The following is a 14,226-nucleotide window of genomic DNA, read 5'->3' as shown; positions in this document are numbered from 1 at the left end:
TCAGTCGTCGACTTCGGTGTCCACTACGTCGGTGGCCACTTCCGTCTTGTTCATTCTCGCAAATCGCGGATCGGATTCCAGGCTTTCGCTGATGTCGTCGATCGATTCGACATCGGGCAAGAGCGGTGCCAACTCCGGAAGCTCGCTCAGCGAAGCCAGTCCGAGCCGTTCGAGGAACAGTTCGGTGGTGGAGTACCGTGTCGCGTTGGTGTCCGGGTCAGGCCCGGCTTCCGCGATCAGTCCGCGGGCGAGGAGTGTGCGTACCACCCCGTCCACGTTGACGCCTCGTACCGCACTGATCCGCGCACGAGTCAACGGTTGACGGTATGCGACTATCGCCAAAGTTTCCAATGCTGCGCGCGTCAATTTGGTGCGGGTGCCGTCCAATAGCAGCATTTCCACGTACGGAGCAAACTCTTGCCGGGTGTACAGACGCCAGCCGTCGCCGGCGTATCGCAGGTCCATTCCGCTGCCTCGCGTGGTCAGCGCAGCCGACATCAGCTTGAGACGTTCTTCGACGCGAGCCGGATTTGTGCCGGTCACCGAGGCCAGTTGAGATACTTCCGCCGGCGAATCGACGACCAGGAGTAGTGACTCCAATACTGCGTCGAGACGGTTGTCGTCCAGGTCGAAATCCGGCGAAGACACCTCCTCCGTGCTGGGGGCCTCGTTTGTAGCATCTAGCTGGGAAGACGTCACATCTTCCGGTTCGGTACTCATCCGTAATCCTCTTCTGTAACCGGTGCGATATCGTCGTCGCCGGTCCATGTCACCCGGAGTTGCCCCAGCGCTTCGGGCTGGTCGAAAACGATGACTTTCCGTCGATACAACTCGAGTAGCGCCAGAAAGCGCGCGACGATTTCGACGGTGGCATCACAATCGTCAACCAAGTCGGAGAACGGCGTCCACTCCCCTGCCCCGCGCTCGCGAAGAAGTTCGAGTATTCGATCGGCCTGTTCTGGTATCGAGATATTGGACACATGGAGGTGCTCGAGGCCCACAGTGGGCACCGGACGAGGCGTGAACACTGTCGCAGCGATCTCCGCAAAGCGCTGCGGATTCACCCCCAGCAACACTTCCGGCAGCAATGACGTGAACTGATCTTCGACGGATACCGACCGCGGATAGCGCCTCAGCGCGGCGTCCTCGAGCTCCCCGAACAGAGCGGCCATTTGCTTGTAGGCCCGATATTGAAGCAACCGCGCAAACAGCAAATCCCGCGCTTCCAGCAGTGCCAGATCCTCGGAATCCTCAACCTCGCCGGCGGGCAGGAGTCGAGCGGCTTTCAGATCGAGAAGCGTCGCTGCGACGACAAGAAACTCGGTGGTCTCGTCCAGACCCATCGCGCTCCCCAGTTTTCTGGTGTACGCGATGAAATCGTCAGTAACCGTGTGCAGCGCAACCTCGGTGAGGTCGAGTTGACGTTGGTTGATCAGGTTCAACAGTAGATCGAACGGCCCTTCGAAATTTCGAAGTGTTACGCGAAACTCTGAAACAGCGGCCGAATCTTCTTGCGGTGTAATCAGTTTCACTTACGACCAGACCGGTGGATCACTTCACGAGCCAATGCTCGATATGCCTCTGCCCCAGCCGATTTGGGCGCCCAGGTGGTAATCGGTTCGCCCGCCACACTGGTTTCGGGAAACCGCACCGTTCGGTTGATGACCGTGTCGTAGACAACATCGCCGAATACCTCGACGACGCGGGCCATCACCTCGCGGGCATGCAGCGTTCGCGAATCGAACATCGTGACGACAATGCCGGCCAATTCGAGCTTGGAGTTGAGCCGATCGTGCACCTTTTCCACGGTGTCGTTGAGCAACGCCAGGCCGCGCAAACTGAAGTACTCGCATTCCATCGGAATGATGACGGAATCGGCGCAGGCCAGCGCGTTGACCGTCAACAAACCGAGTGACGGTTGGCAATCGATGAGGACGTAGTCGTAGCGATCCAGAATTGGGTGCAAGACGCGTCCCAGAGTCTGCTCGCGCCCCACCTCGGTGACAAGTTGGATCTCTGCAGCGGACAAGTCGATATTGCTCGGCAGCAGGTCCAGTCCGTCGATTCTGGTGCGCATCAGTACGTCGTCGATGGGGACACGCGGTTCGACCAGAAGATTGTGGACAGTAAGTTCGAGATCGTGGTGCTGAACTCCCAGACCGGCGGACAACGCTCCCTGCGGATCGAGGTCCACCAACAACACTCGACGCCCGTATTCGGCCAGCGCAGCACCCAAATTGATGGTGGACGTCGTCTTGCCGACGCCACCCTTCTGGTTGCACATCGCGATGATCATCCCGGGACCGTGGTGCGCCAACGGCGTCGGCATCGGTACGTCACGTACCGGACGGCCGGTGGGACCTAGTTCTGGCTCTAATTCTCCGGAAGGGACGTGGGAGGGCATAGTGACATGCGGCGGCGCGGACTCCGCCGCTGATGGCTGCGATGTCGACACGGTCCGATGCTCCCCTGTTCTTTCGGTGGTTGCTCTCGGCGCCGCAACCCCTGAAAAACCCTTCAGGGACCACTCGCGCGCTTTGAACGCTACCGCTTCCACGCCCGATTTCTCTCACAGACACGCATTGTTCACACGCGCCTATCGCGCACGTGGATGTGCCTGGGCCCACACTTCTCGCAGCGCAGTGACCGTGACCAGGGTGTAAATCTGCGTCGTGGTCACGGATGCGTGACCGAGAAGTTCCTGTACGACGCGAACATCTGCTCCGCCGTCGAGGAGGTGGGTGGCAAATGAGTGCCGCATGGTGTGCGGCGAGACGTCGGCCTTGATTCCGGCGGAGAGAGCCGCGTCGTGGAGAATCTGCCACGCGCTTTGACGGGACAATCGTCCGCCACGGGCATTGAGGAAGAGCGCCGGCAATCCCCGCGTCGCCAGAGCGGGTCGCCCTCGGACCAGATAGGCGTCGACGGCTTCGATCGCGGGCCGACCGATAGGGACTACCCGTTGCTTTCCGCCCTTGCCCTTCAGGAGCACTGAACGGGACTCGGTGTCGATGTCGTCGACGTCGAGGTCGACGGCTTCGGTGATGCGTGCGCCCGTCGAGTACAGCAGTTCCAACAGCGCCCGATCTCGCAGGTCACGTGGGCCGTCGCCGGCAGCGCCACCACCGGAAGCCTCGAGCAGTGCGATGACGTCGTCGAGTGAGAGTGCCTTGGGCAGTTTGCGTCCCGGAGTCGGTGGTTTCACGGATCTGGCAACGTCGACGTCGACCAGACCTTCTGCGGCACAGAACTTATGGAAACCGCGAACCGCGATCAAGGTGCGTGCGGCAGAACTCGACGCCAAGGGGACAACGCCGGATTCCTTGTCGCCCCGGCGCAATGACGTCACAAATTCCGTGACATCGGCTTCACCGACTCGCGAGACCTCATCGATGTCGAGTGCGTTGAGATATTCGACGTACCGGTACAGATCGCGCCGATACGAGAGAAGTGTGTTGCGAGCAGATCCTCGCTCGACGGCTAGATGGTCGAGAAACGAATCCACCTGTCGGGCAAGCACATCAGGCCCGGGCCTTGCGTTCCCCGAATGCTGTCGGACGATCCGGCCACGGTGCATCGGCAGCCCGCAAAGCCGTGCCCGAAGAGCGCGCCGCAACGAGGGCGAGGATGCCCGCTACTGCCGTGGCATTCACCAGATCACCGCGTAGCGCCATGTCGACGGCCTCCGACAACGGCACGCGGGCAATTTGCAGGTCGGCTTCTTCATGTTCCGGATCTTCGCGGTCGACGTCGTGCAGGCCCTCGGCGAGGAATACCCGAACGGCTTCGTCGGTGAATCCCGGTGAGAGTGCAACGTCGACGAGCACCGACCAGCGATCCGCGCCCAGTCCGGTCTCTTCGCCCAACTCACGTGCGGCCGCGTCCACCGGATTCTCACCGGGTGCATCCAGCAGACCAGCCGGGATTTCCCACAGCCGATGGCCGAGAGGATGTCGGTACTGGTGGATCAGAACAAGGTTGTCGTCGGCGTCGACAGCAACTACTGCTACCGCGCCGTGATGTTCCACGACTTCCCGATCGGCACGATGATTACCCGGCATCATCACGGAGTCCACCCGGAGCGCAATGATCGCCCCCGAGTAGATCGTGGTGGAGTCGAGGGTCTCGAATTCGTGCCGACCGGGATCGCTCATGTGTGGTTAGACCTTTTCTGCGGTCTCGGCTGCGTCGAGCGCCGTTTCCGTCGCCGCGGTGTCGATGGACTTTTCACCGTGAACGTCGACCGGAAGACGCTCTTCGAGCTTGTACTTCAACGCTGCTTCGATAAATGCCGCGAAGAGAGGATGCGGACGCGTCGGGCGGCTCTTGAGCTCCGGGTGCGCCTGCGTGGCAACGAAGAACGGATGCAGATCGCGCGGGTACTCGACGAACTCGACCAGGTGTCCGTCCGGTGACGTGCCGCTGAACTTCAAGCCGGACTTGGCAATACGATCACGGTAGGTGTTGTTGACCTCGAAGCGGTGACGGTGACGCTCGGACACGTCCTCCGTTCCGTAGGCCTGGGCCGCAACCGAACCCTTGGTCAGCACAGCCGGGTAGGCACCGAGACGCATGGTGCCACCGAGGTCTGCCTCGCCCGCGATGACGTCTTCCTGATCAGCCATGGTGGAGATGACGGGATGCTTGGTGTCGGGCTCGAACTCGGCCGAGTTGGCATCGGTGAGACCAACGCTGCGCGCGGCTTCGATGACAACACACTGCAGACCCAGGCAGATTCCGAGCAGCGGGAGCTTCCGTGCACGGGAGTAGCTGATCGCGCCGAGCTTGCCCTCGATACCGCGGATGCCGAAGCCGCCGGGGATCAGAATGGCATCGACGTCGCCGAGCGCCGCCTGCGCACCAGCTTCGGTCTCACACGCATCGGAGGGAACCCAGGAGATTTCCACCTTGGAACGGTGTGCGAAGCCACCGGCGCGCAATGCCTCGGTGACCGACAGGTACGCATCCGGCAGGTCGACGTACTTGCCGACCAATGCAACGCGAACGGTCTCGCGCGGCTGGTGGACACGATCGAGGAGGTCACCCCAGACGGTCCAGTCGACGTCACGGAACGGGAGTCCGAGCTGGCGAACGACATACGCGTCCAAGCCCTCACGATGGAGAACCTTCGGAATGTCGTAGATCGACGGGGCGTCGGGAGTGGAAATGCAGGCGTCGACGTCGACGTCGCACATCAGGGCGATCTTGTTCTTGAGGCCCTGCGGGACGTCGCGATCGCAACGGAGGATCAGCGCGTCGGGCTGAATACCGATGCTGCGCAACGACGCGACCGAGTGCTGCGTCGGCTTGGTCTTGAGTTCTCCGGAGGGGCCGAGGAACGGCACGAGGGAGACGTGGAGGAAGAAGACGTTGTCGCGTCCGACATCGTGGCGGACCTGGCGGGCTGCCTCGAGGAAGGGCTGCGACTCGATGTCGCCGACGGTTCCACCGATTTCGGTGATGACGACGTCGGGGCGGTGTCCCTGAAGATCCGGGCCGCTCATCGCGAGGATACGACGCTTGATCTCGTCGGTGATGTGCGGGATGACCTGGACGGTGTCGCCCAGGTATTCGCCGCGGCGTTCCTTGGCGATAACCGTCGAATACACCTGGCCGGTGGTGACATTGGCCTGACCGGAGAGGTCACGATCGAGGAACCGCTCGTAGTGCCCGACATCCAGATCTGTTTCGGATCCGTCTTCGGTGACGAAGACCTCGCCGTGCTGGAAGGGGTTCATGGTGCCCGGATCCACATTGAGATAGGGATCGAGCTTCTGCATGGTCACGCGCATCCCTCGCGCGGTCAACAACTGTCCCAGACTCGAGGCGGTCAAACCTTTGCCGAGCGAGGAAGCAACACCTCCACTGACGAAGATGTGCTTGGTGGCGGTACGCGGGTTAGTGCGTGACTGTGGCAAAAGAGACTCCCGTGACGACTGTGCAGGGCTTGATCTGATGAAGCATGTTGGGGCCTGCCGACCCACGGGATTTCACGGTAACACCAATCGGGTGTCGACGCCTCCCGCGCGCCGACTTTCGCCCCGCGATGTGACCGGCGTATCAGCTCGTGGGTGCTCCGACGGTAATTGCAGCGGCTCCCGGGCCCGTTCCGTACCGCCCGGCTCCGCCGTTCAACTGCTCTTGCAATGCCAGCGAGGTCGTGATCTTGCCTGACTCGCGGTCGACATTGTCGATGGTCGTCAGACCGGCTGAGAGCGCCGCATCGGCACGTACGACGGCAACCGGACCATTGCCGTCTGCCGAGCCTGGTCGACCCGCCAAAACCGTCCCTGCGCCGCGTCCGTCCAAAGCGCCGGCAAAGCGTGCGACGACGGCCCCGCGGTTTCCGGAAGTTGTGGCGTCGTCCGCCTTGTTGTCCCCAGTGAGAACCACCGCGAGTTGCGCGGGCTTGACTGCGCCGTCGTACGCGATGAATCCGGCGCTACGCAAAGTGTCCAACGCCAGGTTCAGCTCATCCGGAGTGCTTTGCGGTTCACTCGTGGTCCCGTTCAGCAAGAGCACGGATCCGAGTAGGTCTCCCGCCAGACTGCCCTGGTCGACAGCGCCGGTCTTCAGGGTGATGCCCGCAGGAATTACGTTGTTGACGACGGTACGCAGACGGTCACCGCCGCTGGCGTCCACAAACGACTCGGTGAGCGAGACGCGTCCGGTCACCGCTCCACCGGAGGCGGTTATCAAGCGGGTGACACCATCCAAGTCGCCGGGATCGGTATCGGGCGCGGTCACGATGACGACGGTGCGACCCGCCAGAGAATCACGGACGACGCGTCCGCCGACTGCGGCGTCGAAGCCGTCGGCGGAGTTGAGTTGTTCCGCAAGACCGTTCTTCTGGTCGTTGAGATTTTCGATCTCGTTCTGCAGGTCCGCCTTGTCGTCGCGCAGACCGGAAAGCAACCCACTGGACAACATCCCCGAACCGAGAACCACGCCGATTGCGAGAGCCAGGAAAATTGCCGCTATGGAAATAGCATGTTGACGCATCGAAATCACTTGAAGAGCCCCTGAACCCACAGCGCGAAGCTGTTCCATGTTGCGATTGCCCAGTCGAGAACTTCACTACCGGCATTGGATACGACCAGCGCGACGATAACCGCGACCAGTGCGGCGAGGACCAGCAGAGCGATCGCTCCGCCGGACACCCGACTTCGATACAGCGTTGCGACGGCCTTGGCGTCGACGAGTTTCGGCCCGACCTTCAGTCTGGTCATGAACGCCGACGGATTACTTTCCCGGCGGGCACGATCGAAGAATTCGTCGAGCGAGACAACATTGCCGACCGTGACGATCAACGAAGCCCCGTGATGATCGGCGAGCAACAGCGCCAGATCGGTCGGCGAGCCCGTCGCCGGGAACGTCATGGCACCGATACCCAGATCCTGGATGCGCGAAAGGCCGGCGGCGTGACCGTCCTGATCGGCCGGGAGTACCACCTCGGCTCCGGACTTGAGGGTGGCGCTGGTGATCTCTTCCGGGTCGCCCACGATCAGGTCGGGGCGGTATCCGGCTTGGCTCAGTACATCGGCACCTGCGCCGACACCGATCAGAATCGGCGAGTACTCCTTGATGAACGGCTTGAGGTTCTTCAAATCCTGTTCGTGATCGGGTCCGTCGGACACCACCACGACGTGGCGGTCCTTGAGCTCGATGTCGACATCGGGTACACCGATGCCGTCGATGAGAAGCGGGCTCTCGGTTCGGATGAACTCGATTGTGTTGCCGGAGAATGCCTCGAGGTGATCCACCAAACCGGTCTTTGCTTCGATCATCCGGTCCGAGATCTCGGCTTCGGACTGCTCTTCGCCCTTGACCAGTGACTTCGAACCGTTGAAAACCTCGCCCTCGTGCAGGCGGATCTTGCTGCCGTCCTTGATGTTCTTGAAGACTTCGCTGTCCGGCGCGTCGATCAGAACGATGCCGTTGGCGACCATCACCTCGGGACCGAGGTTCGGGTACCTACCGGAGATGGACGGCGACGCGTTGACGACGGCCAGAACTCCGGCTTTCACCAGAGCGTCGGCGGTACGACGGTCGATGTCGAGTTCGTCCAGAACGACGATATCCCCGGGACCGACACGGCGTAAAAGCTTGGCCGTATTCCGGTCGACCCTGGCGATGCCGCTGATCCCAGGCAACGACTCGGTGTTACGGGAGAGCAATGCGGGCATCTTCATGGCTTCGATGATGAACCCGAAGTCACCGTGATCGGTGGAGGCGCGCCGAATCAATTACCACATCGGTCGCATACCACACCACTAATCCATCAATCTGTGACGCGTGCCGCACTTGCTATCTCCAGCAATTCCTCGGCGTGCGCTCGGCCGGTTTCAGTGTCGTCCAAACCGGCCAACATTCGAGCTAGTTCGACGACCCGCTCACTGTCCGACAGTGTACGAACGCCGCTACTCACGACCCCACCCTTGTCGTCGACCTTGTCGACCACCAGGTGAGTGTCTGCGAAGGCCGCAACCTGAGGAAGGTGCGTCACCACGATTACCTGGTGTGTCCGAGCAAGCTTGGCCAGTCGTCGACCGATCTCGACGGCCGCGCGCCCGCCGACGCCGGCGTCCACCTCGTCGAACACCATGGTCGCTCCGGTATCGCTACCGGCCAGCACAACTTCGAGCGCCAACATCACGCGTGAGAGTTCACCGCCGGAGGCGCTCTTGCTGATCGGCAGTGACGGAGCGCCGCTGTGTGCGGACAACCGGAACTCGACCTCGTCCACACCGCCGGAACCGGCATGCAGTTCCACTCCCCCGACATTGAGCGGAGCAGAATCCTGCGCGCCGGCAACCTGCTGACGGACGCTCACTTCCAAACCGGCCCGACCCATCGCCAGTCCTGCCAGTTCCGCGCTGACGGATTTCGACAGCTTTGCTGCCGACTTCACGCGCGCCGCGCTGAGTTTGGCGGCCGCGTCAGCCGTCAGAGCAGCGGTTTCCTCGACCTGCTTGCTCAGCAGCCCCAAAGCGTCCGACGACACATCGAGCTTGGACAGGCGTGCGCGAGCGGTATCGGCCCATTCGAGAACACCGTCGACATCAGCGGCATATTTCCGTGTCAGGGTCTTGAGTTCGGATTGCCTCGAAAGTAGTGAATCCAAGGCACCCGGATCAGCGGGCAATCCGGCGAGGTAGGAATTGAGATCGCCGGCCACATCGGTGACGACGGCAATCGCATCGGCCAACCGCGCAGCCAAACCGTCCAAATCTGTATCGGTCACGGACTCGATCCGTGCCCGGGCCTCGGACATCAAGTCGAGAGCCGGTGACACACGAACCTCACCACTCGACAAATCATCACTACCGGCCAGTGCCGCGTGCGCTTCCTCCGCGGCCGACCGTAGCGAATCCAAATCGCTGAGCCGACGAACCTCGGCGACGATCGAGGCATCTTCGCCGGGTTCCGGTGCTACACCGTCGATTTCGTTGAGCGCAAAGGTCAGCTGATCTGCCTCTTGCGCAAGTTCGCGGGCCTTCGACGTCCGCTCGATCAGTTCCGATCGAGCGTCGAGCCACTCACGACGATGCTTCCGATAACGCGTCAGGAGAGTGCCGATTGTCTTGTCGCCGAAACGATCCAACGCATTGCGCTGCTGGTCGGGACGCAGCAAACGCAACTGGTCGTTCTGACCGTGCACCGTCAGCAAGGGGTCGGTGAACTCCGACAACACACCGGCCGGAACACTACGACCGCCGAGGTGAGCACGCGATCGACCGTCACTGCCTACGGTTCGAACGGCGATAATGCTGCCGTCCTCGTCACGCTCGGCTCCGGAAGATTCGAGGATTCGCACGATCTCGCGTTCAGTCGCCGGCGACACGTCGGTGACAAATCGTCCCTCGACTACTGCGCGGGACGCACCAAGCCGCACACGGCCGGCATCGGCGCGAGCGCCGCTGAGCAGGTGCAGGCTGGTCACGACCATAGTCTTACCTGCGCCGGTTTCACCGGTCAGGACTGTCAAACCCTCGTGAAACTGGGCCGACGCTTCGGAAATAACTCCCAGGCTGTCGATTCGAATCTCTGCGAGCACTGTTTAAGGCTTCCTTCCTCGCCAACCGGTGACCGGAAGTTCGAACTTTCGAACCATCCGATCCGCGAAAGGCGCAGAGTCGAGGCGTACCCACTTGACCGGTTGTGCACCACGAACAACCTCGACACGGCCACCGGCTGGAAGTTCCAATGTGCGCCGGCCGTCGAGAAATACGAGACCTTCATGACTGCCGGCAACGGTTTCCACTGCGATCAGCGATTCCGGGCTGGTGACCAACGGACGGGCGAACAACGCGTGTGCATTGCTCGGAACAACAAGCAGCGCTTCGAGTTCCGGCCACACGACGGGCCCGCCGGCCGAAAACGCATAGGCCGTCGAACCGGTCGGTGTGGATACGAGAACTCCGTCGCAACCGAACGCGGACACCGGCCGACCGTCGACTTCGAGAACAACTTCGAGAACACCGAGCCGCGAGCGGTTTTCGATACTGGCCTCGTTCAGAGCCCAACCGCGATCGATGATCTCGTCATCAACACGGATCACGACATCCAAAGTCATCCGGGGTTCGACGCGGTACTCCTTGCGCACTACCTGCGCGAGTGCTTCGTCAAGATGTTCGGCCTCGGTTTCCGCAAGGAATCCGATTCGACCCAAGTTGATGCCGAGAACGGGAATCGACGCTTCCTGCGCCAATTCCGCTGCACGCAAAAATGTTCCGTCGCCGCCGAGCACGAGCACCAATTCGCAGCCAACTGCCGCGTTCGGGCCCGGATGAACAACTGTGACATCGAGGTCCGGTGCCGAGAAACCCTCGGGCGCATTCATCGCCTCGATGCGCGAACTGTCTGCTTCGTCGACCAGAACACGCAGACCGATTCCGGCGCGCTCGAAAATCTTTCCGACGCGTCGGGCAGTTTCAGCGATCTCCCGTCGACCGGGATGCGCCACCAACAAAATCTGACGCGGTTCGCCCCCAGAAGCTGCGGTCACTGCGGCCCTTCCTCTACAGCCTTGCGGATCAGATCCTCGACCGACGGCGAGCCTTCTACCAGCTCCTCGGGAGCGTTCTCTTTACGCAGCCAGAGGAAGTACTCGACATTTCCGGACGGTCCCGGCAGCGGACTCGCAACAACACCGAGTGTCCTCAACCCGACCTTGGCCGCGGCTTCGGATACTTCGAGCACCGTCGAGATTCGAAGCTCCGGGTCACGTACGACGCCACCGGCGCCGACGCGGTCCTTGCCGACCTCGAATTGTGGCTTCACCATCGGCACCAGATCGGCTCCGTCGGCCGTGCACGCGACAAACGCCGGTAATACAAGTTTGAGAGAGATGAACGAGAGGTCCGCAACCACCAGGTCGACTGGGCCGCCGATGGTCTCGGCATCGATAGCGCGCACATTGGTGCGGTCAATGACATGTACTCGTTCGTCGGACTGCAAGCGCCACACCAACTGTCCGTAGCCGACGTCGACCGCCACAATCTCTTTGGCGCCACGCGTCAACAAAACGTCGGTGAACCCGCCGGTGGATGCACCGGCATCCAGGCAACGACGACCGGCCACACTGAGTCCGGATTCACCGAAAGCATCGAGGGCGCCGATCAGTTTGTGGGCACCGCGAGAAGCCCAGGAAACTTCCTGCTCCACCTCGATCACTCGGAGCGGTGTTCCAGCTTCGATAGCGGTGGCCGGCTTGGTTGCGACTGCCCCCGAGATCAGGACTCGATTGGCTGCGATCAACTCTTGTGCGTGATCGCGGGAACGCGCCAGTCCGCGACGGACCAGTTCGGCGTCCACCCGTGCTCTACGTGCCATGTCAGACCCTGTCCACAGAAGCGAGTGCTTGGACCAGCACTTCGTGTGCTTGTTCCAATATGTGCGCCTTGTGTGGAATCACGCCTGCTCCGTGCTGATCGTTCGGACCCTGTTCGATATCGCCGAGACGCGCGAGTAGAGAATCGACGTCGGAACGAATCGTGTCCGGGTCGACGGTGCGCGGTGGCCCGGGCACAGGAGATTCTGCGCTGCTATTTCCGGGTTGAGGTATCGGCGTGCTCATCGCGGACAACGCTAGTGCATGACTGTTGGTTGCGCATACATCGATACCCCCGCGAGTCGAACACACAATCGAGGGTTATAGCTGCCACGAATCTACGACGCGTTGAACTTCTGCGTCGGCGGCTTCGATGGTCGCGAAGGACGGATGCGCCCAGGCAACCGGAGACAGTGCTCGTAGCAGTGACATCTCGTCACCCACCATCGGGCCATCCACACACAGCGCCGTGCCACGCACGGATATGGCCCACTTGGAATCGGTACCGACTAACGATTCGACGGCCGGCTGGTTCAACGAATCCAACGTTGCGGAAATGTAGGTGGGGCGCTGGAGGGCCGGAGCGCGCAAGACATCAGCTGCGGTACTGACACCGGTCAGAACCAACAGCGAATCCAGCGAAACTGCTTGCGCGCCTTCGATATCGGTATCAAGACGATCGCCGACGACCAACGGTTTTTCGCAGCCGCTTCGGCGCAGCGCATCATTCATCAACGGTGCTGCGGGCTTTCCCGCCACCAGTGGTTCTTGACGAGTTGCAGCACGCAAGGCGGCAACCATCGAGCCGTTTCCGAGAACGAGTCCGCGCTCGGTCGGGAGCGTGGTGTCGAGGTTCGCAGCAACCCATAGGGCTCCGCCACGAATCGCGAGGCATGCTTCCGCCAGGATCGACCAGTCAGTTGTCGTCGAATGGCCCTGCACGACGGCGACGGGCGAATCGGCAAAAGCTCGAACGGGACGCAAACCGACCGCAGTGATCTCGTCGGCCAATGCTTCCGTACCGACAATCAGAACAGCCGATCCGGGAGCGACCCGTTCGACTACCAGGCGTGCCGCAGTCTGAGAACTGGTGACGACGCGGTCCTCAACAGAATCGAAGCCGAGTTCCGTCAGATGCGCCGAGACGTCCGCCGGTGATCGACTTGCATTGTTCGTCACGTAATACAGGGCTTGCGATCCCTGGCCCAGAGCACTCTGGGTACCAGGAATCGCATGAGCACCCGCATAGAGTGTCCCGTCGAGATCCAGCAGAAGTACGTCGTATTGGCTACGAAGCACTGTCACTGATCTTCTCCGGACAGCTCCGCAACCCGCTCTTCCGCGTCAGTATCGTCTTCGAGGTCTGCAGCAGCTGCATTGAGGAACCACTTCAGACCGTCTTCGATACGGCCGGCCGCAACAAGTGCGTCGGCATAGGCGTAGAACAGCCGGGCTGCCGCCAATCCGGTACGCGATGCGTCCAGATCGGCTGTCTGCAAGGTAACGACAGCCTGATCGAACTGACCGAGATCCATTCGAGCACCCGCCACGACAATCCGAAGCTCCGACGCCTCGTCGCCTGACAGCTGCGCAGCTTCGTCACTGCGACCGAGTTCGATCGCCCGCTCGGGACGACCCAATCCACGTTCACAGTCAGCCATCACGGCGATCAGACCCGGGCCACCAGCCATACGGCGGGCAGCACGAAGTTCGGACAAAGCCTCGGCCCACTCACCGGCATGGTAAGCGGTGATGCCGGCGGCTTCACGAACAACTGCGATTCGACCGGCGCGCTGACGGGCAGCACGCGCGTGAAGTAGCGCAAGTTCTGGATCGTCGTCGACCAATTTGCCGGCCATGACGAGGTGGCGCGCAACAGTGTTGGCGTTGTCCTTGTCCAAGCTCAGCAGGTCCCGACGAACAGCCGGGTCCAATTCGGTCGGCTCTACATCATCGGGTAGATCTGGTTCGTCAGGACGCGCTGCCTGACGTGAATTCCGGTCGCCTTCGCGTCCACGAGGGGCGAATCCACCCTCGCCGCCGCGACGCTGTCCGCCGGACCTATCTCCTCCGTTGCCGCCGCGGCGGTCGCCGCCACCGCTGCTTCGGGGACCTCGCCCGTCGTTGTCACGACGGGGGCCACCTGATTGAGGCGCTCCTCCCCCACGGAAGGACCGACGCTCGTCGCCATTCTCCGACACAGTCATTCCTTTCATACAACGCACGAAAGGGGACCCAGTATGTTGGGTCCCCTTTCGGTTAACGGGTGTTCGGCGGTGTCCTACTCTCCCACACCCTGTCGAGTGCAGTACCATCGGCGCTGAAGGGCTTAGCTTCCGGGTTCGGAATGGGACCGGGCGTTTCCCCTTCGCTATGACCGCCGTAACTCTATG

General features: G+C 61.7%; 14 protein-coding genes and 1 rRNA gene. All 15 read right to left on the bottom strand.

Annotated features, from left to right (window positions below; genetic code table 11):
- On the bottom strand, positions 1-720 hold the full coding sequence (gene scpB / locus MTX36_RS19460; protein WP_243621325.1) for an SMC-Scp complex subunit ScpB: 720 nt from the start codon (positions 718-720) through the stop codon (positions 1-3).
- Positions 717-1,532, bottom strand: coding sequence for a ScpA family protein (locus MTX36_RS19455; protein ID WP_243621324.1), 816 nt, complete (start codon positions 1,530-1,532; stop codon positions 717-719). Before MTX36_RS19455 ends, scpB begins: the two co-directional genes overlap by 4 nt.
- Positions 1,529-2,404 carry a ParA family protein gene (locus tag MTX36_RS19450; RefSeq protein WP_243621401.1) on the bottom strand — a complete coding sequence of 292 codons (876 nt, stop codon included), beginning with the start codon at positions 2,402-2,404 and terminating at the stop codon, positions 1,529-1,531. The genes MTX36_RS19455 and MTX36_RS19450 overlap by 4 nt, the downstream gene beginning before the upstream one ends.
- A gap of 192 nt (positions 2,405-2,596) precedes the next feature.
- Positions 2,597-3,520 (bottom strand): site-specific tyrosine recombinase XerD, encoded by a 924-nt coding sequence (xerD, locus tag MTX36_RS19445; protein WP_243621323.1) that lies wholly within the window; start codon positions 3,518-3,520, stop codon positions 2,597-2,599.
- Position 3,521: 1 nt separating this feature from the next.
- Entirely contained in the window at positions 3,522-4,154 is a 633-nt protein-coding gene (locus MTX36_RS19440) for an NUDIX domain-containing protein (protein ID WP_243621322.1), read from the bottom strand.
- A gap of 6 nt (positions 4,155-4,160) precedes the next feature.
- A complete protein-coding gene (locus tag MTX36_RS19435) occupies positions 4,161-5,918 on the bottom strand; it encodes a CTP synthase (RefSeq protein WP_243621321.1) in 1,758 nt (585 codons plus the stop codon).
- Between the two features lie 142 nt (positions 5,919-6,060).
- Positions 6,061-7,011 (bottom strand): copper transporter, encoded by a 951-nt coding sequence (locus MTX36_RS19430; RefSeq protein ID WP_243621400.1) that lies wholly within the window; start codon positions 7,009-7,011, stop codon positions 6,061-6,063.
- Positions 7,008-8,192 carry a putative cytokinetic ring protein SteA gene (steA, locus tag MTX36_RS19425; protein WP_094275060.1) on the bottom strand — a complete coding sequence of 395 codons (1,185 nt, stop codon included), beginning with the start codon at positions 8,190-8,192 and terminating at the stop codon, positions 7,008-7,010. Before steA ends, MTX36_RS19430 begins: the two co-directional genes overlap by 4 nt.
- A gap of 89 nt (positions 8,193-8,281) precedes the next feature.
- The gene (gene recN, locus MTX36_RS19420; RefSeq protein WP_243621320.1) at positions 8,282-10,057 is read right to left on the bottom strand and encodes a DNA repair protein RecN; all 1,776 of its coding nucleotides are present in this window, start codon (positions 10,055-10,057) and stop codon (positions 8,282-8,284) included.
- 3 nt (positions 10,058-10,060) lie between these two features.
- On the bottom strand, positions 10,061-11,008 hold the full coding sequence (locus MTX36_RS19415; protein ID WP_243621319.1) for an NAD kinase: 948 nt from the start codon (positions 11,006-11,008) through the stop codon (positions 10,061-10,063).
- A complete protein-coding gene (locus MTX36_RS19410; RefSeq protein WP_243621318.1) occupies positions 11,005-11,835 on the bottom strand; it encodes a TlyA family RNA methyltransferase in 831 nt (276 codons plus the stop codon). The genes MTX36_RS19415 and MTX36_RS19410 overlap by 4 nt, the downstream gene beginning before the upstream one ends.
- 1 nt (position 11,836) lies before the next feature.
- Entirely contained in the window at positions 11,837-12,079 is a 243-nt protein-coding gene (locus tag MTX36_RS19405; protein ID WP_243621317.1) for a hypothetical protein, read from the bottom strand.
- A 75-nt stretch (positions 12,080-12,154) separates the two neighbouring features.
- Positions 12,155-13,138: an HAD-IIA family hydrolase gene (locus MTX36_RS19400; protein WP_243621316.1), complete on the bottom strand. Its 984-nt coding sequence runs from the start codon at positions 13,136-13,138 to the stop codon at positions 12,155-12,157.
- Positions 13,135-14,040, bottom strand: a complete 906-nt coding sequence (locus tag MTX36_RS19395; RefSeq protein ID WP_094273439.1) for a hypothetical protein — start codon at positions 14,038-14,040, stop codon at positions 13,135-13,137. Before MTX36_RS19395 ends, MTX36_RS19400 begins: the two co-directional genes overlap by 4 nt.
- A 61-nt stretch (positions 14,041-14,101) precedes the next feature.
- A 5S ribosomal RNA gene (rrf, locus tag MTX36_RS19390) occupies positions 14,102-14,218 on the bottom strand.
- Positions 14,219-14,226: the final 8 nt, after the last annotated feature.

Origin of the sequence: Rhodococcus sp. ARC_M6 (genome assembly GCF_022810305.1) — a bacterium.
GTDB lineage: Bacteria > Actinomycetota > Actinomycetes > Mycobacteriales > Mycobacteriaceae > Rhodococcus_F.
The sequence above is the reverse complement of the archived record's forward strand: the minus strand, read 5'-3'. Positions and strand labels throughout refer to the sequence as shown.